This is a genomic window from Coraliomargarita parva (genome assembly GCF_027257905.1).
In the GTDB taxonomy this organism is placed as follows: domain Bacteria; phylum Verrucomicrobiota; class Verrucomicrobiia; order Opitutales; family Coraliomargaritaceae; genus Coraliomargarita_A; species Coraliomargarita_A parva.
Window position 1 is genome coordinate 263,884 of the sequence record NZ_JAPZEI010000003.1, and the last position, 23,745, is coordinate 287,628.

Here is a 23,745-nt window from a genome sequence, read left to right on the forward strand (position 1 = left end):
ATTTATGACTCTTTTCCGATCTTTCGCTATTCTCGCAACACTGTTTGCGCTTGCTGCCTGCACACCAGAAACGTCTGACTTGTCGAAGCAGCCGGATGGTTCGATAACGAGTTCAAGGGCCGATTCGACGCAGGCAGCTCCGATGCCGGCGATCTCGGAACTGCTTCCGGTTTCCAATCCATTGACGCCGGATGTGGCCTATCGTTTGATGCGCAAGGGCGATCAACTGCTGGTCGAAGTCGAGGTGGCAGGCTATGCTGTGGGTGCTCAGGATGTTTCCGTGGAGGTCGGATTGGAGGCCGCTAAGACGCTTCGATTGAACAGTATCGACAACGCGAAACGTGAAACCAAAGAGGACAGCAATACGGCCCGCTTCACCTTTGTGGTTCCCTTCGAGGATTTGATTGAAACCGCTGACGACTGGAGTCGCTTGCGTTTTGCCTTCGCCGTCCAATGGGCGGGGCAGGGCGCTGAGAGTTTTCCCCGGTTAGAGCAACGCTATCTGCAGAACGGTTCGAGGGCTGCACACGCAGGCTTGGCCGATGATTCGGTGAATTGGGCACCGCTGGATATTATCGAGTTCGAGCGCTTATTGGAGGATCGTCGTCTGGAGATTGCTTTCATGTTCAACCAGCCGATGGATGGCAAAGCCACCATTGTGATTGAAGACACGGAAGGCAATCGGGTGCGTAATCTGGTCTCTGGGCAGTTTAAAGAGAAGGGGCTGCATCGTGTCGTCTGGGATGGTTTGGATGAAGCCGGTCTCGTCGTGCTTCCCGGGGAGTATGTATGGCGTTCGATTTCGCATCCTGGTCTCAAACCCGTGTATCAGATGTCCTTTGTCGATGCGAAGGGCTCCAATCACGGCACGCTGCATGCCGCGACGAACAACGGATCGCAGGTGGTTCTCGCCACTTCGGTCAGTGAAGGCGGGTATCAGGTGATCGTGCTTAATTCTGACGGAGAATTTATTCGTGGGATGAATGCCCCGCATGGTGTCGGCCTTCAGCGGATACAGGTCGCGGCCGACGATGAATATGTTTACGCGATCTATGATGGAAGCAAATGGGGCACTAAGACTGACAAAAGTCAGCCGGACTGGAAGGTCAAAAAGGAGACTTCACTGGTTCGCTTCGACATTAGCAGTGGCAAAATCCAAGGCTTCGGCCCGCGTGAGCAGTGGAAAAAGCTGATGCAGTATGAAGTGGGACCCGGTTCGCCTGACGCGCGTATGGAAAAGTACGCCGCAAGTGGGCTCGTGCTGTTCGACGGCAAACTGTATCTAGGCGATACCTTTAATGACTGTCTTCTGGTGATCGATCCCGAGACCGGGGAAATTCTTCGCGAAACGCCATTTGAGTCTCCGGTTGGACTAGCAGTCCTGGGGGATCAGATGTTTGCATTGAATGAGTCGGGTACATTGTTGCAAGTGGATCCCGCGACGGGCCGTATGTCTAAACTAGCCAAAGTGCCCGGTCAGCCCGCGGGTTTGGCGCTTGCACCGAATGGACACTTTTATGTCAGCGACGATGGGGACGAGGTGATACGCGAACTGGATGCGAATGGCAAAGAATTGGCGGTGATTGGCAAGCCCGGTGGCTCCGGTCCGGGGCCTTATGATCCCTTGGAATTCACCAATCCGGCCGGCATGACTGTTCTTGATGGGCTCCTCTGGGTGACCGAGGAGGACCGCTGGTTACCTAAGCGTTATGTGGCCATCGACACCGAGTCGCGCGAAGTTGCGAAAGAGTTTTTCGGCCCGACGAACTACGGTGCTCAAGGTGCCGGCTTCGACTATGAGGATGAGCGCTACTGGATTGGTCAGAATACCTTGTTCGAACTCGATTTCGAAAATAAAACCTCCAAGCCGCTTCAATTATTAGGGGGTGAAGGTGGACGCCGCCATGTCTTTCATCGTGAGGATGGGCGCACCTTTGTCATCACGTCCGGCAAAGCTACGTATATTCAGGAAGTTCTGGATGACGGTACGATGAAGCCACTGGCGTTTATATCGACTGCACACCAGTATGCCTACAGCAAAGGCTGGAAGCCACCGATGGAATTTATCGACGCACTCAAGCGCGAATATCCTGATATCAAAATTGAATACGGAAAACGTTCCGGTATTGAACGCATCCAACCGGGCAAAGGTTATGGGGCGCTTTGGGTCGATCAGAATGGTGACGGTGAACTGCAAGCAGATGAAGTTCAATTCGCCACCGCCGCTCACCGAATGGCGGGAAGCGGCTGGAGTCACGATTTTCATGATCTGACGCTGCGTTTTCTCGCAAATGTCGATGGAGAAGTGCGTTTGGTTCAAATGGATCCGGAGGGCTGGTTGTCGAGCGGTGCTCCGAATTATCCTGATCTGAATGAAGCGGTGAAGGCAGGCATTCCAGTTGAGCAGGAACGTATGTTGCGGCATGACACGGCGGTTGATCGCTTTGGTAACTTGATCGTGAACCAATCGCCGATGACAGCTTACGCGCCGGATGGCAAGACGCTCTGGACCTACCCGAATAACTGGGTCGGTGTGCACGGCTCTCATAGAGCGCCGCTTCCGAGTGTCGGAGAACTGCAAGGTGCGCTGTTCTTCAGTGGTATGGCATCGCTGGATAACCAGTCGGATGTCTTTGTGTTAAACGGTAATCATGGCCGCGCCTTTGTCATGACTTCCGATGGACTCTATCTCGACGAGATGTTTCCGGATGTCCGAATGATGAAAAACTCCTTCTCGTCCGGCATCGGGATTCTGGGGGGCGAGTGCTTCGGCGGTGCCTTTGGCAGATCTGAAAAAACCGGTAAATACTACTTCCAGGGCGGTGGCATCGAATACCGCATTTACGAAGTTCAGGGACTCGGCGAGACCGTGCGTCAGAACGGTAAGCTCGAAGTCAAGGCCGAGCAGGTGCAGGCGGTGGAGCGCAATGTGGCTCGACAGCAGGCTGAGGCCTCCTCGGTGCTCTTGGCTGAAATCGAACTGCGTTCGGAAGCTCCACAGATCGATGGTAAGCCAGACGACTGGCCGAAGGCCAATACCATCGAATGGTCCGAGGGGAATAAGTTTCCGGTCGAAGTCAAAGCGGCCTATGATGCAACCAACCTTTATCTCTATTACGTGGTGGAGGACGAATCCCCATGGCGCAACCAAGGCAGTGACTGGCAGTCCCTCTTCAAAACCGGTGATGGTATTGACCTGCAAATGCAGACCGATGTGGAGGCCAATCCGAAACGTCAGAGCCCGGTCGAGGGTGACCTACGATTGTTTATCGCCCCGAGTGCTGAAGGCGATGTTGCCGTGCTCTATCGTCATCGTGTGCCGGGGGCTGCTGAGGAAGACGGTGTGCTCTTTCAGAGCCCGTGGCGCAGCGAGCGCGTGGATGTGGTCAAACGCCTCGCTGACACAGAGATTGCCGTACGGACATACAGTCGACGCTATGAAGTGGAAGTTGCGATACCGCTGGTTGAACTCGGATTGGAGAATCTCGACGGCAAATCGTTACGAGGTGATTTCGGTGTGATCTTTGGCGATGCCGAGGGCACGATCAATACCTTCCGTCACTACTGGTCGAATCAGGCAACCGGCCTCGTCAATGACGTGCCGGGTGAAATTATGCTCCAGCCTTCCTTGTGGAGCGAAATCAAGTTTGGAGGCACTTTGGATGAATAATCAAAGATCTTTACCTATGTTGACCAAACGTAACTTTCTTTTCTCAGGATTTCTACTCACACTTGGGTTGAGCTTACCAGCCGCTTCAGTCGAGGTGGCCGGTGTCTTTGGCAATTCCGGCGAACAAGGTGAGACACTGGTCCGCTTCGCTCCGGGGATTGTCGACGGCATGGGAGTGGTCTACGACGAAAGCTCCGGTACATTGTGGTCCAGTGGCGGCAAATCTGAAATCAAGCGCTACACGGTTGACGGACGTCAGGTTGGAACCTATTCGGCCAATTATAAGGGGAGACAGTCGTTTTTAGACAAAATGACCCGTCTGGGGGACACTCTGGTATTTAATTTCGGTGACCGCCTCTACACACTTCCCCTGGATGCGTTGGTTGGTACGGAGCCCGTGGAGCTATCGACGCGTGCCGACCTTATTTCGTTTAATACGACGCCCGATGGTTGGGGGGTTGCTGCTAAAGAAGGAGAGATCTTCCGTTTTAATCTGGACGGCGTGGTTGAACCCTTGGCCACGCTGGACGGGAGTCCGCGGGAAGTGGAAGTCGGTAGCGATGGAGAAGTATTCGTCTTTCAAAATTGGAAGTATAAAAATATTAAAAACATGGGTACCCCATTGGAGATGCCCGGTTTGAAATTTCAATGGCTGAATGGTTTCTGGTTTGGGCATGGCTATCACGGCACTATACGCCGTTTCAATGCGGATCTTGAAATGGATCCCGGCGTGGTGCTGGGCGGCAATTCAGGCTCTTTCATTGGTTATGTGCCAGGCAACTACGAGATCAATCATGGGAATGGTATGGCTTATCTGGAGAACCACATCTATGCGGTTGCCGGTAGTACCGGAATTCTGCATCTCCTGCAATGGCAACCGGATGCCTTGCGTTTTAAAATCATTCGTCGCATCGGTTCTGTGCGCCGTTGTAAGGCGCTCGCTATGGATAGTCTGGGGAATGTCTGGTTTCATGGGGGCGTGTGGAAGTGGAGCGATGGGCCGGATGCCCCGCTTGAACATGGGATCCCTGATGCCGGCGCGCCCTTGTCGACTAAAAGCCCGGATTACAGAGGACCGTTCGGCGCCGATGTCTTGGACAACGATATGCTCGTTGCGGTGGGGCCCTTTCGTGGTGGAAGGGGGATGTCCTATAGCGGCTCTTTGGATGGTCCCGCTCGCCGAAGTAGCACAGGGGATCCGATGGAAGATTATGCCTCCATGGCATTGATCAAAATCAACAAGCGCAATGCCGCTCTTCTGGTGCGGGCCGACGGTTCGGGTAAGCTATTTTCCGTGAATTCGGATGGTAGTTTAGGTGGGGAAATAGCTGATCTTAGCTTGAAAACGTCGAAGCCGATCCAACGCCTCGACTCAATTGCAGCCGGTCCGAGGAATTCGCTTTGGGTGGCGGCTGACGGTGAATTGCTCTTACTCGCGCAAAACGGGAATAGTTGGCAGGAGACCCGTCGTTGGAAAGGCTGGGGGGCAGATGCGGCACGTTCCTTTGGTAGCCGCTTCTATCTTGATACCGATGAGGATCGTCTTTGGATCTCGGATACCGAGCGTAATCGTGTGGGAGTGTTTGATGTGAGTGAGGGGCAACTGACTCCTTTGGGAGGATTCGGTACTACGGATGTATCGGGAGATGGCATCAATGACTTGGATGCGCCCGAGGTGATTGCAGTCAATGGACATCGCGCAGTGGTTTTTGATTCAGCTAACCAACGTATCGTGAAACTCGAATTGTCTGAATAACTCATGAAAGAACTTTTAGTTATGTCATCTGTGGTGGCGGCCAGCTGTCTACGGCTGATGGGATCCGGTCTGCAACCGGATCCGCTTTTTTCGGATCATACCGTGTTGCAACATGGTGTGGTTTGTCCGATCTGGGGATTGGCTGAGGCCGGTGAAACCGTCACGGTTGATTTTCTAGGGCAGAGGCAGCAGGCTCAAGCCGATGCTCACGGGCAGTGGCGAGTGAAACTGGAGCCACTGGAGCCAGGAGGCCCCTATGAGATGGTCATTTCAGGTGCCAATGAGCGTCTTACTTTTGAGGATGTTTTAGTCGGTGAAGTCTGGCTTTGCAGTGGACAGTCCAACATGGCGCGCACGCTGGTGCCTCCGCCGCAGGTGCTGCCGCGTCGTGATTACTGGGAGGCCTCGGCGGCCGAAGCGGACTATCCGCAGATTCGTGAGTTCAAGGTGCGGGGGAGAACAGCCGATGAACCGCATGCCTTAAGCACTGGCGAGTGGGAAGTGTGCACTCCGGAAAATGCTCGAGGGTTTTCCGCGGTCGGCTATTTCTTTGCCCGCGATTTGAGTAAAGCGCGCGGTGATGTGCCCGTCGGCATCATCACGGCTGCCGTCGGCGCCACCGGGATCGCCAACTGGATGAGTCTGGATGCGCTCAATGCAGAACCGGGTTTGGAACCAACCATGGCATATTTTGCTAAGGTGCATGCACGCTATCCGGCGGCCTTGGAAAAGTATGAAGCCGATATGGTCGAATATGAAGCGAGGCTCAAAGCCTACGAGGTCAACGGTGGAGAAAAGCCGAAGAAGCCCCACGAACCGCGTAACCCCTTTACGGATCCTTATCGAATGGGGGCCAACTACAATGGCAAGATCGCACCACTCATGCCCTATGCGATCAAAGGCGCATTGTGGTATCAGGGGGAGCAGGACCGGAACCATCCTCGTAACTACCCCTATTATCTACGCAGTTTGATTGGTTCCTGGCGCGAAGCATGGGGACGGGGGGATTTTCCTTTTATTGTGATTCAACTTCCGGATCATGAGAAAACCGAAGCCATCTTCCGTGTCGTTCAGCAGGAAGGCGCAGAATATGTGCCCAACACGGCTATAGTGGTCACCATGGATGTTGGCGATCCACAGGATATCCATCCGCCCAATAAGGAACCGGTCGGTGTGCGTTCTGCATTGGCCGCGCGGGTTTTAGCCTACGGTGAGCCGATTCTGGGTTACAGCCCGCAACTGGAGTCGGTCGAAGTCGAGGGGGCCGAGCTGACACTCTATTTTGCGGATGCGGATGGGCTGATGGCGGTGGATGGACCGGCCAAAGGCTTCGAGCTGTCGGGTGTCGATAAGAAGTTTGTGCCGGCCTCTGCGCGTATCAATGAGGACCGGGTCATTCTCTCTGCAGAGGGGATCGAAGCGCCCAAATACGTCCGCTATGCATGGTCGAATGTCCCGGTGGTTAATGTCTACAACGCAGCCAAACTGCCGATCGCTCCTTTCAGTCAAACCATCAAATAATTTACTAGAATGTTCACGTCCACGAAGTCCGCACGTTCCGCATTGATGGCGGTTGCCTGTCTGTTTACCACACAATTTATGTCGGCAGAACCCTTGGTTCGATCAGGACAGAAAATTGCTTTCCTTGGTGACTCGATCACCGAGCAGGGCTTTCGCACGAGCAGCGGCTATGTCAATCTCGTGCGGATGGGCTTGGAAGCCAACGATCTCAAAATCGAGGTGATTCCGGCAGGCAAGAGCGGGCACAAATCGAATCAGATGTTGGGCCGCCTGCAGCGTGATGTGCTTGAGAAGCAACCGGATTGGATGACCTTGAGCTGTGGGGTCAACGATGTTTGGCACCAGAGCCGAAATGCCGGAGTGCTCCTTCCTGCATACAAGGAGAATATCACCAAGATTGTCGATCAATGCGAAGCCGCAGGCGTGAAGATCTTGCTCCTGACGGCGACGCCGATCAAGGAAGTCGAGAACGAACTGAATCAAAAGCTGGTCGGATATAATGATTTTTTAAGAGAACTGGCGGTCGAACGGAACCTGCCCTTAGCTGATACCAGCGCCGCATTTTGGCAGACCTTGGAAACCGAATCGAAACCAAGTTACAAGGGCTTATTCCTGACCGTGGACGGTGTGCACATGAATCCAGTCGGCGATATGCTAATGGCCACAGAAGTTCTCAAAGCCTTCGGCTTGGACGAAGCGCAACTGGCCAAGGCCGAAGCCGCTTGGATGAACGTGCAAACTCGAGTTAACGCGGGCACGAATCTACGGGTTGAGGACTACATGAAGCTCCGTCAATTAGCGGAGCAAAAGGAGGATTCTCCCGGCCATCTCCTCAATCTGACTTATAAGAATGCGGTGAAGGAGCTCCTTACAGAACCAACCGAATAAATTTCCATGACCACCCTAACACATCTTCGTCGACTTGCGGCATGCGTTGCCTTGCTTGTCAGTGCAGCCTCCCTTCATGCAGAGGGCATCCGGATCCAGTCCGGCCAAAAGTTGGCCTTCCTCGGTGACTCCATCACGCAGTATGGTGCGAACAACCCGAGTGGCTACGCCCGTCTCGTGAAAATCGGTCTGATGGAAAACGGAGTGAATGCCGAATATGTGTTTGCAGGCATCAGTGGTCACAAGTCCAACCAAATGTTGGCACGCCTGGAGCGCGATGTGTTGAGTAAGCAGCCGGACTGGATGACGCTGAGCTGTGGCGTCAACGATGTCTGGCACGGGGAACGTGGAGTCCCGCTTGAGGATTACAAGACGAACATCACCGAAATCGTGGACCGTTGTGAAGCAGCAGGTGTGACGGTGATGATCCTGACTGCGACTCCGATTAAGGAAGTCCCCAATGAGCTGAACGAAAAGTTGGCGGGGTATAATGCCTTTCTCCGTGAACTGGCGGCCGAACGCGATCTGCCATTAGTCGATCTGAACGCGGCCTTTTGGAAGAAACTCAACCAGCCCTCCGGACCCCGTCCCGAAGGTCTCTATTTGACGGGCGACGGCGTACACATGAATCCGCTCGGTGATATGCTCATGGCCGCCGAAATCCTTAAGGCTTTCGGCTTGAGCGAGGATCAGATTGCTAAGGGCCGAACTGTCTGGTTGCAGCGTCCGGTGCGACTGAATGTGTATGCCAATGTAACTGTCGCCGATTACATAAAGCTAAATGCGGTCGCCGCTGACGAGTCTTCGGTTGGGGATATGCTGACTGACGCTTTCTCTAAGGATGTCGAAGCCTTGATCGAGGCACCGATTCAATAATTTGACACGATCATGATCTCAGAACCATCTCGCCAAACTCCTTTGGTCCGTCAGGCGGATGTCGTTGTTTGTGGCGCGGGGCCGGCTGGAGTGTCCGCAGCCATCGCAGCGGCTGCCTCGGGCGCCGAAACAGTGCTGATTGAAAGTGCCGGTTGCCTGGGTGGCGTTTGGACTTCGGGCCTGTTGACCTACGTGTTGGATGGCAAGGGACAGAGCCCGGTGACACGCCGTATTCTCGACGAGTTGAACAAGCGCGAGGGCCAGCATGCACGCTGGCACGAAAACGATCGTGTCGCGAACTTGGATTGGGCCAAGGATAGTTTTATCTATGAACCCGAGAGTATGAAATGGGTCTTGGAGCGCCTCTGTCTTGAATTCGGGATTCATGTGCGCCTGCACACCCGGGTCTGCGACGTGGTCAAGCGGTCGGATAACGAACGCGAGATCGAAGCGGTCATCACCGAATCGAAATCCGGGCGTGAGGCTTGGCAAGGGAAGGTCTATATCGACACCACCGGCGACGGCGATGTCGCGGCGCAGGCGGGATGTAATTTTGACTTGGGGCGTCCCGGGACCGGCGAGGTGCAGCCCTTAACTTTGATGTGCTTGGTGCAGACGCCTTTTCCGGAACGGCTGCAACCGATGTCACGGCTCTCCGGCAAAGAATTACGGGAAGCCTTTGCCGAGAGTGGGGTGGTGACCAGCTATGCCTCGCCGGTCTTCTTTGAAGTCCGTCCGGATCTCTATGCACTCATGCTCAACCATAAGCACGGCAGCGCCCTCAATGCAGGCGAGCTGAGCCAAGCGACTTTCGAGGCACGGGATGAAGTCATGCGTACGATCGAATCGCTTCGGGAGGCGGGGGGGGCTTGGGAAGGATTGCGTGTGGTCGCGACTGCCAACCAGATCGGTGTGCGCGAAGGGCGTCGCATTCGTGGCCGTTATACGGTGACGGTCGACGACATGATCGAAGGGCGCAGTCACCCCGATGCCGTCTGCCGGGTGCATTTTCCCATCGATGTGCACTCGACCAGGAAAGAAGGGCAGAGCAGTGATTTCGACGAAGAAAACCAGATCCGGACCCAGCCCTACGATGTGCCGCTCCGGTCCTTGATCGCCGCAGACGTCGACAACCTGATGATGGCCGGCCGCAATATCAGCGGAGACTTTATTGCCCACTCCAGCTACCGGGTCACGGGAAACTCCGTCGCGATGGGTGAAGCCGCCGGTGCCTTCGCCGCAGATGCGGTTCGAGTCGGAGAGCGCGTGACCAATTGGCCGACGGAGCATGTGGTGTCGTGTGTTCTTCGTTTGTCGCAATGCTTCGAACGGTAGGGCGCGATATCCCTATCGCGCCGTCGTGTTGTGGCCTCCGAACTTGGTTCGGGGGCATGGGTAGCGCGATGCTTATAGTGACTCCAGTCCCTGTTTACAGTGTGCCATCCGAAGCGGAGCCCGTGAGGGTGTAGCTCGGCGAGGATGGCGTTTTCTAGCGATCCCGTGAATTCATCGTGAAGGACTTATCGAAGCCTTTGCTCCCGATAAAGATACAGAACCGATAGGGGATATAGATTCTCAATATAGATAACTATTTAGGTAATATTGGTAAGTAGTTCGTCTTGTCGTAGGTCCTGTTTTTCCATTTCATCGGCTTTCATGAAGACTGTTTACCCCCTTGCTTCTGCTCTACTCTTAACCGTTTCTGCCACCTACGCGCTGGATGGCACCTGGGATACTGCCAATTCCGATCCCGATTATACCGGCAACTGGTCGGATTCGATCAACTGGAGCGGTGGCACCATCGCTTCGGGCACGGATGCCACGGCTACGATCGAGTATTTTACTGCGAGTGGCAGTGGTGGTGCAAATGACGCCACCATCTCCTTGGACAGCCCCTTTACGATCGGCAATATCATTGCCAATGGCAGTGGTAGCGGCAGCACCCACAACTTCACCATTAACGGGCCCAGTACGCTTACGATGGACGTTTCCAGCGGCGCGGCGAGCATTACCACGAATCTATCGAACGGGCGTGACCTGACCGTCAATGTCATCCTGGCCGGCAACGACGGTTTGGACTTAAGTGCGACGAGTGACGGCGATCTCGTGCTGGGCGGCGCCAATACCTACGAGGGCGCCACTACCGTCGATGACGGCATCATCCATGTGACCAGCAACACCGCCTTTGGCGCCACTTCAGGCGTCGCAGGATCGGACACAACAACAATCACTTCCGCTAATGGCGCAATCCGTGTCGGTGATGGCGTCGTTCTAGACGCCGGAGAAACCATTCATACTACTGGTAGTGGAGGGTCCAGTTCCTTCGGGGCGATTCTCGCTATGGATGGCGACACCGCCGAAGTGGCCGGGAATATCGTCATGGACGGCAGCACTCGATTCGGCACCCAAGGCGGCGCCACACTGGAACTCAGCGGGGTGATTTCAGGGGCTGGAGGACAGAACCTCAGCCTCAGCCACGATAATGATTCCGCAACACAGGGCACCTTGATTCTTTCCGGCGCGAATACCTACACCGGTAGCACTTTCATTTACCGTGGCACGATGCAGCTGGCTGATGGGGATAACCGTTTGCCGACGTCGACGGTTGTGCAGTTGGGGCAAGTCAGCTCAGATTCGACACTCGATTTGAACGGCACGGACCAATCCCTCGACGGTATCTTTAATAACCAAGCTGGTGCCAGCACGCGGACCTTGACCAATACGGACAACGGCAATGCTTCGGTGCTGACCCTGACCGGATCGACGGACCGTAGCATGATGGCAGGCGGCGATGACGACACGATCATCACCGGCAACCTCTCTCTGATTCAAGCCGGCAATTCCAACTTCACCCTCGCCGAAACCAATACCTTCACGGGCGACGTAACGGTCAACGCCGGCACGGTGACTTTGGCCGACGGTGCGAGCATGACAGTCTACATTGGCGCCAACGGGGTGAACAATGGATTCTTGGGCACTGCCAATCTCGCTCTGGATGGTCTTCTGATCTTTGACTTGTCCGGCGCCGATGCCACCGCCGGTAACAGCTGGACGATTATCGGGGCAGGCGTCGCCGAATCGTATGGAGCGACCTTTGCCGTACAGGACTTTACCGAGTCGGAAGCGGGTGTGTGGACTTTGGGTGATTACACCTTCACCGAGTCTACCGGTGTTCTGACTATCTCAGCCATTCCCGAGCCCTCAGCCTTTGCTGCGATTCTCGGTGGATTCTGCTTCCTCTTCATCGCGAAGCGTCCCCGTCGGGCCTAAGAACTTTAAACCATATCTACAAAGGAGGTATCCGTATGGGTGCCTCCTTTTTTGTGGGTTTCGATCATGTTTCTGGAACTTCGTCCGACAACGTGTGAAAAGGCCAGCGTAGCTGGCGACCGCTTATGTTCGCTTATTGACGCTTATGTAATATGATAACTACGTTATTTTATCTTTTCCATTCAGAATTATTCCGATGAGGTGTTCACTATGAATGAAAACAGAGAATATATGGGAAGTGTAGGCTATACTTTGATCGGTGCTGCATTTGAGGTGCATCGAGAACAGGGAGGTGGCTTGAGTGAAGAAATCTATCATGAAAGTTTGGAAATGGAGCTTGGTTTTCGCTCGATACCCTTTGTTTCCAAGCAGGAGCTTTCAGTTTACTACAAAGGTCATATTCTGGAGAAGAAGTTTGTTCCGGATCTCTACGTCAGCAGTGGAGTTGTGGTCGAGTTGAAGGCGGTCAAAGGACTCAATAAGGACCATGAGCGACAATTATTGAATTACATGCGTGTGACGAGGAAAGCTGTCGGCTATCTCATCAATTTTGGTCCACTCGACCAGTTGGAATGGAAGCGATATCTGATCAAAGAGTTTATCCCCGATGAAATATAAGCGTAAATAAGCGAAGATAAGTAGTCTCCGGCTCTGCCGGACAACGTGCTGGAAGGCCAGCCTAGCTGGCGACCGCTTATGTTCGCTCATTTGCGCTTATGCTTCTCAATGTGTGCTAATGAATGTCCATTAACGGTTCAAAGAGAATACATCATGGTTTGAGCGAAAGCTTTGAATCCCTTCGCGATCTTCCTAAGACGCAGGGAAACAGCTACTTCAACTGATTCATCAGATCGTCGAGCTTCACTTTGGCGCCGCAGGTGACGAGGTCGCCACCGCCGTAGTAGAGTTCGAGATTACCGTTGCCGAGGTCGATCGTGCCGTTGTGGAAGACGACATTCGGCATGAAGCCGCCTTCGCATTCGTAGGGCAGCTCGGGGATAAAGAAGGGCTCGTTGGAACGGGCGAGGACTTTCCAGGGCTTTTCCAAGTCGAGCAGGAGTAAGCCGAGGCAATAACGTGTGTTGTAGTCCGCCGCGTGGTAGAACGCGAGCCAGCCCTCTGAGGTCTTGATGGGGGCGCTGCCGGCACCGACGCGTTCGCAGTCCCAGTGGGCGCTGCGTGGGCCGATAACGTATTCATGACGTCCCCAGTCGAGCATGTTCTCCGAAGCAGCGGTCCAGATGGAGGGCTTACCCGTGTGGACGACGGCCGGGCGGTGAAAGACCTGAAAGCGCCCGTGGATTTTCTCAGGGAAGAGCGCGACGTCCTTGTTGTCCGGCCCGAAGATGATGCCCTTTCGCTCGAAGTGCTTGAAGTCGGTGGTCGTGATCAGTGCGGTGACCACGCCGAAGTCAGAAGCTGCGGTGTAATTGATATAGTAAGTTCCTTCGATTTCAGTGATCCGGGCGTCCTCGATACCGAAGGCCTCGTAGGGCCCGACCGGGAAGATGCTGGGCTTATCGTCGATGGTGAAATTCAATCCGTCGTCCGAGGTGGCGATACGGAAGTGACTGAGACTGGTTAGGTAGATCGTGCCTTTGTGCTTGAAGAAACGCGGATCGGAGAGCTCCAGGTCAGGGTCATCCAGTTTGAACTGTTGGATGTGCACCTCGCCGGTTTCCGGATCGAAGATCGGGGTGGCCACGCAGCCTTCATCCGGTATCGCTTTTTCCGCAACGCGGAGGAGTAGGAGGCGTTTGCCGTTGAATCGCGTGGCCCCGGGATTGAAGGCACACATGATTTCGACGTCCGGGCGGGACGGCTTGATATTGTCCGGAGTGAAGAGCGGGTTGGTGGGAAGACGTTCGATGTTCATGTGAAGTGGTTGTTAGTTGCTTGTTGAAAGTTGAATGTTGTTCGGACCCCGGTTCTGAGAACCGAGGCCACGTGGGAAACCATGGGCGGATCGTTAAGGATAACGATCCCTACCTTTTGGTTTGAATTTTTATCGCGTCGCTCTGGCCTTTCAGTCATGTGGTCAGCACAGCGCTGGGATCGATGGATTCGTGAATAGAACCGTCGACATTAATCTCGGTCGGTTGTGAGACGTCGCAACTTTGGATACGGATGCTGCCTTGTCCTTCGGCGTGGATCGATAGCTGGCCATCTTTCAGGTTGAGGACGACGGAAGGGCCGTCGCTTTCCAGCTTTAGTTCGTCGGTAGTGAGGCTGCCGGCTGCCAGTAGCACCCAGCGGGTTGTATCCGGTCTTTGTAGGTAGGCGCCGAAGCTGCCTGCGAATGAAAGCTGATCGTTGTTCCAGGTCAGACCGTCGCGTTGGAACCATAGGAAGTCCTCATTGGCTGCCTCGGTGATGTGGCTACCGATGATCTGCTCGCCTTGTTTCAGGGATTCGCATTTGAAGTCAGAGGTCGCTCCGGCCTCGAGCGGCTTGAGCGCGGCCAAGTAGCTCGTTTGATTGGAGCCACTCAGCTGCAAATGCTGCATGGCAAACCACTCGTCGGGTGTGCCGGAGTAATAGGAAACGGGTATCTTCTCGCTTTTCTGGGCGATAAAGGTCTGATCAGGAAGGATGACTTGAAGGTCCAGTCCAAAGCGTCCGGGGAAACGGAAGCCATTGTTTTCCATCGCCTGAGGGGCTTCGCCCGCGACTTGAATGTGCCAGTGTGATTTTACGGTCTGGGCGTGTTGTAGGTCGTCGTGGATAATGAGATAGTCGTCATCGATCCAGGTGAAGCAGCGAGAGACCGCGGGTTGTTCGATCTCGAAGCGACGGTAGCATTCCTCGACAAGTGTGTGGCGGCAGTCGTCATTGAGGAAAACGGGATCGCCCGGTTTGAGAATGACCGGGTGCACGCCCTGGCAAAACTGAATCCCTTCAGCATCGAAGTGTCGTTCGACATGTCCTGAGGACAGTGGCATGTGCACGTCATGGAAGGAGAGGGTGTTGTGACGCCATGTCTCGCCGGCTTCACCACCGTCGAAGACTAAAGGGATGCCCTTGGCAAAGTAGATGAAGCTGCCTTGGGAACGCTGGTAGCGATAGCCCCCCGGTCCTTGATATGTTAAGAGATAGCTTTCATCGGATTGGTTCACTTGATTGCGGAAGACCGCACCGAAGCCTTCCAGACGTCGGCCGGTCGGCTTCACGGTTAATGTGGACGGCAAGTCGTCTGCTTCGAAATTACAGAAGAACAGCGGAAGGTTACCGAAATTGGCAGAAGTGAACTCGGAATGCGGTCCGGTTTCCGGGCCGTTGTTTTCCCAGGAGCCTTGCCCCAACAGGCGTTGCCCATCGGCGTTGGCGGCAAAGTAGGCCTGCTTGAGCTCCTCGGCGAATTCCGGATCCGACGTCTCGTAGAGCTTGCTGATGAATGCATAGTGCTCGGAGAGCCAGCGTCCGATGCCAGCATGGTCACCCACGGGCGGCACTTTGCGCACTTTATCAGCTGCAGCGTAGCTCTCGGCGTCGCCGGCGTGCATGACTTGGTAGTCGACCGGATGCGGCGGCGTGAGCAGATGGATGCCCCAGCGGAGGAAGTCCTTTAAGCGCGGGATTTCGTTGATGTCGATCAAGCCCTTGTGGGCGAGGTGGAAGATCAGATTGATCCGGCAGCGCGAGGCGTGCAGGTAGTAGCAGGCCGGGTTCTCATACCAGCGGCCACTGCCCGGAGTGCAATAGGCGAGCAGGGCGCTTTGGTTGCGTTCGATGACGTGCTGGGTGAATTTCTCCGCATCCGGATGTCCGAGGAAGACCAGCCCGATCGCACCGACAATGTCGACCCGGTCGGCTTCGAAGTTGGCGTTACGACCACCATACTTCCAATTCATGAAGTCCGGCTCCATAAACATGTGGGCCATGAGGATGAAGTGTGCGCGGATACGGCGTTCCTCCTTCTTCGTAAAGACACCGCTGGGGGCGAGACAGTCGTATTCTTCGACTGCGGTTGTGATGCTGCGTCCGCCAACCGGTGAATACATGTCGCCCCAATCACGCCCAAGAAGCGTCATCTTGGACCGGATATTCACCTCCTCGGTCAACTGAATCCGTTTTTTCCAAGCCAGCATGGGGTCGGCGTCGATGGCAAAGACCACTCCGTCACGGGGGCCCGGTGTTTTTTCTTCTGATTGTATCTTTTGCCACAAACCGGAAAAAGGACCGGATTGTGCCTTCTTGCGCAGGTGGATCAAATCCTTGCGTTCGGTGATGAGGTGAGGTCGCTCGACTTGATCCGGTTCATCAAAGTGCCAGTCTTTAAGCTCCTGCAGGCGCGGGGAGGAATAGGCGTGTTGAATGCGTCCGAGAGCTTTATCATGTCCATCATTCTGGTCGAAGGATGACACCAGCAGGCCCCAGTGACGAGTGCCTTCAAAGAAGGGAAAGCGGAAATAAGCGTCGGCGTCGGCCGAGCTGTGAGCTGAAATCATAGAGACGGTTGACCCCACCATTTCCGGGTAAGGCCATTCGAGTTCGCGGTTTCGTGTTCCATCGCGGTCCAGGGGACCCTTGGAGTAGGACTCGAACAGCTTGTCGTCCCATTGCCCGCGCAGGCGGCTGAAGACGCCGATGTAGTCCTTTTTCTCGAGCCCCTCCGGAGTCATGGCACAGGCAAAGCCATTGGGCGGGATCCACCAGGCGATGGATTCCTGAAGTTGGGCCAGTGTGCTGTCTTTCGCTTCGATTTGAGTCCAATGGCGAGAGCCGTTTTCGACACACCAATGCAGGTAGCTGCGTCCACCGGAAAACTCGCGAAGGGAAAACTCAAAAGCGGCGTCGGCTGCAGTCGTGCGCTCTTCGGCCAGTAGCAGCGCTTGTCCGGCGAGTGCGGTGAATGAGAGTGAGAGTTGGCTGTCGTCACTCAGTCGGTAGTCGTGTGCGACTGTGACCAGAATCGGACCTGTCTCGACGATACATGACGATTGCTCTGAGATCTGGACACCCTCGGGGAGTTGAAAGCGTCCCTCTCCGCGCCAGAGGGCGTCGACACCCTTGACTGCTAAGAGCGGTGCTGTCCCGATGGCCGCCTCGGGCCCGGGCATGCGGAAGCTGGCACAACCTGTATCGATTTGTAGGATACCATCCGAGTCGGTTTCGATTTGGATCGATGTGGCCGGATCGGTGGGTGTGTAGTCCCTCGACTCCGATTGATAAACTGCAATGACCCGTTGCTGATTCCGGGGTAGTCCTGTCAACAGGCAGACTTCGTTCCGGGCATTGATTTGAAAGGGATGATCTTCCTCGGATTCAATACGCACACGCAGAGAGCCCGATGTGGAATCCATCGGTAGCGTTAATAGCTGGGTGGGGAAATCATAGTAGAATGGGTTTTCGAGAGTCCACTCGGCGCATTTGATCCATTGTGTGCCGTTAGCTTCAAACTGATTTGGATGGGGGGATTCGATTGCTTTGGCGGGTGCACTGGTCCATTTCTCGATGGTCAGTGTGCCGAGTTCGGTATGACCTGCCTGTTCGATTTGAATGCCGCGGGTTAAGAATCGTGTCGGTAAGGCGTGTTGGAGCGGGTCCATCGTGACCGCGAGAAAGTCGTGCACGCCTACGGGCACATCTTGAATCGAGAAGTGACCTTTGGCGTCGGTCCTTGCTGTCATTTTTCGCATCGGGCCGATGCGGGGGGCGAAGTCCATGGCTGACGAAGTGAAAGTGTCCGGATCGGGGACTTCGACTTCGACCTTGAGGCCAAGGGTTACTGTGGCCCCGGCGACCGGACTGCCGTCGGGCCATTGAATGGTTCCGCTGAGACTACTGCCCGGATTGGGCGGGAATTCGGGCACTTCCAGTGGCTTCGGATTGTCGTAGGGCCCGCGTCCTTGTTCCGCATGGGCGTGGTCGACTTGTTCTTCCTGGTCGGGGGTCTGTGCCAATTTACGGGCTTCGATCAAAGCTTCCGCGGAAAGTTTACGGTATTTAGCAATATACTCATCCCAGCTGTAACCCTGCCCGGCTTCTTCGGAAAGACGGTAGTGATTCTCGCTGGCTAGGGTTCGGAGATCCTGAGCGAGCCTCAAGCTGCTCTCGAATTGGCGCTTGGCCAGGGCTTCGCTGTGGTTCTCCAGGAGTTCGCGTGCACCCTTGAAGTCGGCGAGATTGACGAGTGCATCGTGTAGGATGAGGAGCACCTCATCTTTGGGCTCCGTGTCTTCGGCTAGAAGCTGGAGTCCGATTCGGCGGGCGGTTTCAAAGTGACCGGCGGCCAACTTTTCACAGAGTAAAGATAAATTCATTGTGCCTTTCCTGCATAGCAGATGCTTTCGATGCGAAGCTCGGCTGAGTCGTCGGCGCCATCCCAGACCGGTTCGATCTTGAGTGTGTGCGGTCCGTCTTCCAAATCATCGGCGATCAGGTTCCAGATAAACAACCTGCCGCTCCCCTTTTTGACCGGTGCAAAACGATCGCTGGCCATGTGCCAGGTGGTTTGATCTTTCTTCGCATTCGGAGGGAGCACGAGTTCCCCGTCGATCCAGATTTTCACATCCGGTGCGATGCTATCTCGCTCGCCGAAGAAGCCGACCAGCGAGCCCTTAAATTCAAAGTCAAGTGCGGCTGATTCGTTTTCCTTCGATGCGGTTGCGACGTCGCCCATCCAACGACTGGCCTGTCCGTCAAACCAGAGCGCTGTGCGCCAGGTCTTTTTGATTTCCCAGCCGTCGGGTAAAGGATGATCCTTCAACAGGGCGCGTGTTTGTATGGCATAGCGATCACCATACACGGGAGTGTTCGGGATGGTGGCGACAAGGCTTTTGTCCTGTGCTGCTTCTACATAGCGGTCGCGAACCGCTTCAAAAAAGAGTTCATAGCCGGGGTCGTCGGGGTGTGCGCCGTCGAAAGGCCAGAGTGTTTCGATCGCAGTGCCTTCTTTAACGGTTTGGCGCACGTGCGGGATGACGTTCGCCACAGGAACATTGTAGGTTTTGCCCAGTGCAATATGATCGCGGAGGCGGGGCGGGAATTCATTGCCGTCCTTTTCCGGGCTTACATGCCATTTGAACATCATGGTGACCTGGATCAACGCCGCGTCCGAGTCGAGAATGCGGCGCATGAGCGTTTCGTAGCAGGCGAGTCGTTCATGGTCCGTGCCGCCTGCGTTGTCGTTGACCGTGAAATCGAGGAAAACCAGGTCCGGATCATGAGCGAGCACGTCGCGCTCCAGACGAAATAGGGCTAGGTCCGAACCGGTGCCACCGATGGCGGCGTCATGAATGTGTAAAGGGGTGTTGGGATATTGCTCCCGTAGCCATGACGTCATGCGCCCGCGATAGCTGGTGATCTGAGGGTCGCTGGCATTGGCCCCCCAAGTTAATGAACCGCCTAAAAAGACAATATTCAATGGTTCGCCGGCTTGCGCGCGTTGATGGAAGCTGGCTACAGAGGCTTGTTTCGCCGGGGAAGCGGGGGCGTTCATTTGCGTTGAGGTTGTGGAGGCACAGGCAGATAGGAAAACGGCCGCCAAGGCCAGACCAGCACGGATGATTCGGGATTTTTGCATGTTCAGCTAACATGCTCGCAGATCGGGGCTTTAGGGATAAGCTATACAGAATACAGACGGATACTATTCTGTGAAAATACCGGAACGATACGATGATTCATTTCAATCGACGTAAGTTTTTAGCAATGAATGCTATATATTGATTTCTTCTTGTCTCGGCATTGAGATACAGTTTCCGGCTCGCTTACCTTGGCTGCTTGGGCGATGCGCCTCAGAGACTGAGACGGCTACAATTCCAGCAGAAAGATGCCTGTATACAATCTGTCCCCTGTTCAGGGTCTTGTTTTGATGCGCTTGATTTCTTGTCATCCTTGAATGGAAAAACATGCGATCGACCTTTCGATGATCCGCCGGCGCCTGGAATTTGTCTACGGGGCAGAGCGGACTCCGGCTATCTTGGATGAATTGCAGGCATTGATGGACAAATATGCATGCAAGATTCCCCTGGGGCAGGCTGGCTGGTCGCAGCGGGACACTTTCCTGATCACCTATGGAGATTCCATTCTGGGGGAGGACACGGCTCCTTTGCCGTCGCTGCATGCCTTTCTTCAGTCGGAAGTGGGGGACTTGCTGACCTTTGTTCATTTGTTGCCGTTCTATCCCTACACCAGTGACGATGGCTTTTCCGTAGTCGACTTTCGAGCGGTTCGTGAGGACCTCGGCGATTGGTCGGACTTGGAAGCGATGTCAGCTGATTATCGTTTGGTTTACGATGGGGTGATCAATCACGTCTCTGCCTCCAGTGGCTATATGAAAGCTTACGCTTCCGGTGATTTAGAATACGAAAACTTCTTTGTCTCTCTGGATCCGGAGACTGATACCTCTTCTGTGCTTCGGACACGTAATCTACCTTTGCTTCATGAGTTCGAGACTTGCCGTGGGGGCGAATGGTTGTGGACGACTTTTTCTGCCGACCAAGTGGATCTCAACTACGACAACCCAAAAGTTCTGTTGGAGATACTGGATGTACTGTTGCTTTATGCTGTCAAAGGGGCCGGTATGATTCGTCTCGATGCCATACCCTACCTGTGGAAGGAACTCGGCACATCCTGCGCGCATCTGCCGCAAACCCACGAACTGATTAAATTGATGCGGGATATCTATGATCAGGTTGCGCCGCATGTCTTATTGTTGACCGAGACGAATGTGCCGCACCAGGAGAACGTCAGTTACTTCGGTCAGGAGGGCGATGAGGCGCAAATGATCTACAACTTTTCCCTGGCACCCTTAATCGTTTGGAGCCTGTTCAAGGGGGATGCTTCTGTTTTGTCCAACTGGGCCCGGGAGCTGGAATACATCGGTCCGAAGGCAACTTATCTCAATATCACGGCAACTCATGATGGTATCGGGATGCGTCCGACTGAAGGGATTTTAACTGAGGATGAACGCAACGAGCTGGTGCAAATGTCTTACGACCGCGGCGGCGATATGACGGGGAAGCGGAACAGTGATGGCTCCGTCTCCCCCTATGAATTGAATTTGACTTACTTCGATGCCATCAATGATCCGAATGCTGACGAGTCGAAGTCGTTGCAGGTCAAGCGGTTTATGGTCTCGCAATCCATCCCAATTGTTCTGATGGGAATCCCGGGGATTTATATCCACAGTTTGCTTGGCTCACGCAATGACTACGATGGGGTGAAAGTAACGGGCCGTGCGCGTAGTATTAACCGCGAACAGTTGTGTGAGGTGGAATTGAAGGCCGCGCTCGGTGATGAGTCCAGTCTGCGCAGTCAGGTCTTTGCCGCTTACAAGCACTTACTGGCTTGTCGTCGGTCGCTGTCGGCTTTGCATCCGAATGCGAAGCAGGTGATTGTCGATACGGGGCCGGGGCTTTTTGTCGTGCGTCGTGAGACTATAGTTACTGGTGAGGTGATGTTTTGCGTGCACAATGTGACGTCCGATCCGCAATCCTTCGACTTGAGTCATGCCGCAACGGATGTGCTCAGCTGCAAGTCGCTTGAGGCAGGAGAACTGTCGGTCGAGCCCTACGGAATCTATTGGCTCCAGTGCAATATGCTCTCGCGTTCGTTGTAGCCGCGCCAGTCTCTGGCGCGTTTTCCCTACCAGTGCTTTCCCGTTTACATATTCAACTGGAAGCGGTCGAAGTCATTTAACCCGGGCATGCTTTGCATGACATGGAAAGTCGCGGTGATGGTGCTGCGCGTGCCTTCCTGTGTCTGATGTGGGTCGCAGAGGTCCTCGACAACCTTTTCGGCCAACTCGATCGGGTTGAGCTGTACCAGATCGATTTCGGTTTTTAAAGTCGTCAAGCGTGGCACACGGACGGGGCCACGGCAGAAGGCCAATCGGTGTTCCGAGGCAATTTGTTCGATTAGATCGGAGTAGCCGTTGCAGAGGTTGTCGGCGATCTGGAAGTCAAAGAAGGCGAGGACTGATTTTTCGCTGTTTGGCTCCATTTTTGATGATTGCAAGCCTTCGGGGCTGGCCTCGACTGATACGTATGTCAACCCAGACTCAGCGAGTTGTGTCTTGAATTTCCGGATGGCACGGCGCGCGACCAAGTTGTCCGGTTCAGGGACGACAACACGTTTGATGCCCAGCTCAGTCCAGTGCTTTAACAATTGATGATAGGCGGGTTGCCAGTCCAGTAAATGGGTGCGTGAAGGCAGGTTGAGTGTATTCTCTGTTGGTTGTAGCAGGATCAAACGCATGCCCCGCTCGCGTAATGACATCAGCACGTGCGACGACAGTGGGTGCGGGGATTGCCAGATAATCAGATCGAGATTGTGGCGTAGTAGTCGTTCGGTGAAATCAGGATCGAAGTCTTCACGGCTTCTGTAGAAAATTGAGTCCGCGACATATCCCCGCGCCCGCAGGCGTTCCTCCAGTTCAATCTGCAAGTTACACTCAAAGGGGGAAGTGATCATGGCTTGCAACCATATCGGGAGCCCCACGATGGCGTTAACCGGTTGGCGGGTGCTCGGTTTGCGACCGGTCAGCATGGTTTGCGAGCCCCGGATTCTGTGGAGAATCCCTTCCAGGTCGAGGGATTCATAGGCGAGTGCGACCGTGCGCAGAGGGACCCCGAAATATTCAGCCACTTCCCGCATGGAATAGAAGGGGCAGGGGCTGTCGCCCTGCATCTCGAGTGCGCCTTGTCTCAAACAGTCAGTCAGAATCTTCTGACGACTACAGTTTTCCGGAAAGCCATCAAATCCGGAAAATGCTTCAGCGAGTGGGGGGAGGTTCTTGTTGAGACGATGGCGTGCCATTGGGTTCGAGAATGGGCCATGTCGATGCGATGACAAGTCGCATTACACAGATAAGCATACTGTATCATAGTGTATGGTGTGGACATCCAAGCACCTGCCTCAATACTCGACTTAATCATGAGCAGTTGCCCCGAAAAAGCTTCGCAGACGAATACCTTGGCGCAATCCGCAGCACCGCGGGTTGTGGTCTATTCGGGGGCCGATGCTCGGAAGCAGCAGAGTTCCTTGTTTTATCTGCATTTATTTTGGGCGATTATGGAGCGGGGGCGTCAATTGGGCTTTGAGATGGTTCCGCTCATGGATACGCGGCCCGAGAAGAATCGTTACGGTGCTCCACCGGAGAATGCCCAGGTTCAAAAGGGGGGGGCGGTCGATGGTTACATTGCCATTATGGCCTATGAATCCATGGTCGAGTGGATCCGGGACTCGGGCGTTCCCATGACGATTCTTCATGGCAGCAGCGTGGATGTTGTCTTCGATTCACGAGGGATGATTGAAAAAGCCGTTCGTCGGCTGGCCGAATTGGGATGCCGTTCTGTAGGGCTTATGATCCCTTCGGAACCTGCCAATTCCAAGGTGCTGGAAATGTTGGACGACCTGAGTGCTGAAATCGGAATCAACATCAATTACGAATGGATCATTGTTTCGCGTGAAGCGATGGAAACAAAGGGGTATCATCAGTTTGAATCCCTTTGGGATCTGAAATCGCGTCCGGACGGGTTGTTTATCTACCCGGATGTGACGGCGCGTGGGGTCGTCTCCGCCATTGTCGAGCGCCATGTGCGGGTGCCCGAGGATTTGAAGTTGATCCTGCACCGTAATGTGGAGTCGCCTTACCTCGTGCCTTTTCCTTGTGATTGGATGGAAGTGAGTGTCAATCCCATTGCGGATGCCTTGTTGCAGGCGCTACAAGTCAAGTTACGGGGTGAGACTCCGGAACGACAGTTGATTGAGTTTCATCTCGTCAAAGGTGAGGGCGCCCGCGAATTCTAATCCCTCCCGT

The 23,745-nt window shown here is 54.6% G+C and carries 14 protein-coding genes; 10 read left to right on the forward strand and 4 right to left on the reverse strand.

The window, feature by feature from the left end; all coding sequences use genetic code 11:
• The first annotated feature begins 142 nt into the window (after nucleotides 1–142).
• The 8 genes from O2597_RS05580 (at nucleotide 143) to O2597_RS05615 (ending at nucleotide 12,599) form a co-directional block, all read left to right on the forward strand.
• The gene (locus O2597_RS05580; RefSeq protein WP_269523242.1) at nucleotides 143–3,670 is read left to right on the forward strand and encodes a FlgD immunoglobulin-like domain containing protein; all 3,528 of its coding nucleotides are present in this window, start codon (nucleotides 143–145) and stop codon (nucleotides 3,668–3,670) included.
• A 16-nt stretch (nucleotides 3,671–3,686) separates the two neighbouring features.
• On the forward strand, nucleotides 3,687–5,426 hold the full coding sequence (locus tag O2597_RS05585) for an NHL repeat-containing protein (RefSeq protein WP_269523244.1): 1,740 nt from the start codon (nucleotides 3,687–3,689) through the stop codon (nucleotides 5,424–5,426).
• Between the two features lie 3 nt (nucleotides 5,427–5,429).
• Complete coding sequence (locus O2597_RS05590) at nucleotides 5,430–6,947, forward strand: sialate O-acetylesterase (protein WP_269523246.1); 1,518 nt, start codon at nucleotides 5,430–5,432, stop codon at nucleotides 6,945–6,947.
• A 9-nt stretch (nucleotides 6,948–6,956) separates the two neighbouring features.
• Nucleotides 6,957–7,835, forward strand: coding sequence for an SGNH/GDSL hydrolase family protein (locus O2597_RS05595; protein WP_269523248.1), 879 nt, complete (start codon nucleotides 6,957–6,959; stop codon nucleotides 7,833–7,835).
• 6 nt (nucleotides 7,836–7,841) lie between these two features.
• Nucleotides 7,842–8,711, forward strand: a complete 870-nt coding sequence (locus tag O2597_RS05600) for an SGNH/GDSL hydrolase family protein (protein WP_269523250.1) — start codon at nucleotides 7,842–7,844, stop codon at nucleotides 8,709–8,711.
• A gap of 12 nt (nucleotides 8,712–8,723) precedes the next feature.
• Nucleotides 8,724–10,046 carry an FAD-dependent oxidoreductase gene (locus O2597_RS05605; RefSeq protein ID WP_269523252.1) on the forward strand — a complete coding sequence of 441 codons (1,323 nt, stop codon included), beginning with the start codon at nucleotides 8,724–8,726 and terminating at the stop codon, nucleotides 10,044–10,046.
• Between the two features lie 321 nt (nucleotides 10,047–10,367).
• Complete coding sequence (locus O2597_RS05610) at nucleotides 10,368–11,981, forward strand: beta strand repeat-containing protein (RefSeq protein WP_269523254.1); 1,614 nt, start codon at nucleotides 10,368–10,370, stop codon at nucleotides 11,979–11,981.
• A gap of 210 nt (nucleotides 11,982–12,191) precedes the next feature.
• Nucleotides 12,192–12,599 carry a GxxExxY protein gene (locus O2597_RS05615; RefSeq protein WP_269523256.1) on the forward strand — a complete coding sequence of 136 codons (408 nt, stop codon included), beginning with the start codon at nucleotides 12,192–12,194 and terminating at the stop codon, nucleotides 12,597–12,599.
• Nucleotides 12,600–12,810: 211 nt separating this feature from the next.
• Here O2597_RS05615 and O2597_RS05620 read toward each other — a convergent pair whose 3' ends face one another.
• The 3 genes from O2597_RS05620 to O2597_RS05630 all read right to left on the reverse strand — a co-directional run bounded on the left by O2597_RS05620 (nucleotide 12,811) and on the right by O2597_RS05630 (nucleotide 19,506).
• Nucleotides 12,811–13,857: a glycoside hydrolase family 130 protein gene (locus O2597_RS05620; protein WP_269523258.1), complete on the reverse strand. Its 1,047-nt coding sequence runs from the start codon at nucleotides 13,855–13,857 to the stop codon at nucleotides 12,811–12,813.
• 154 nt (nucleotides 13,858–14,011) lie between these two features.
• Complete coding sequence (locus O2597_RS05625) at nucleotides 14,012–18,244, reverse strand: carboxypeptidase-like regulatory domain-containing protein (protein WP_269523260.1); 4,233 nt, start codon at nucleotides 18,242–18,244, stop codon at nucleotides 14,012–14,014.
• Nucleotides 18,241–19,506 carry an SGNH/GDSL hydrolase family protein gene (locus tag O2597_RS05630; protein ID WP_269523262.1) on the reverse strand — a complete coding sequence of 422 codons (1,266 nt, stop codon included), beginning with the start codon at nucleotides 19,504–19,506 and terminating at the stop codon, nucleotides 18,241–18,243. Before O2597_RS05630 ends, O2597_RS05625 begins: the two co-directional genes overlap by 4 nt.
• A gap of 315 nt (nucleotides 19,507–19,821) precedes the next feature.
• Here O2597_RS05630 and O2597_RS05635 point away from each other — a divergent pair, with 315 nt between their 5' ends.
• Nucleotides 19,822–21,543, forward strand: a complete 1,722-nt coding sequence (locus O2597_RS05635) for a sugar phosphorylase (protein WP_269523264.1) — start codon at nucleotides 19,822–19,824, stop codon at nucleotides 21,541–21,543.
• A gap of 44 nt (nucleotides 21,544–21,587) precedes the next feature.
• Here O2597_RS05635 and O2597_RS05640 read toward each other — a convergent pair whose 3' ends face one another.
• Nucleotides 21,588–22,742: a LacI family DNA-binding transcriptional regulator gene (locus O2597_RS05640; RefSeq protein WP_269523266.1), complete on the reverse strand. Its 1,155-nt coding sequence runs from the start codon at nucleotides 22,740–22,742 to the stop codon at nucleotides 21,588–21,590.
• Nucleotides 22,743–22,859: 117 nt separating this feature from the next.
• Here O2597_RS05640 and O2597_RS05645 point away from each other — a divergent pair, with 117 nt between their 5' ends.
• Nucleotides 22,860–23,735 carry a substrate-binding domain-containing protein gene (locus O2597_RS05645; protein ID WP_269523268.1) on the forward strand — a complete coding sequence of 292 codons (876 nt, stop codon included), beginning with the start codon at nucleotides 22,860–22,862 and terminating at the stop codon, nucleotides 23,733–23,735.
• Nucleotides 23,736–23,745: the final 10 nt, after the last annotated feature.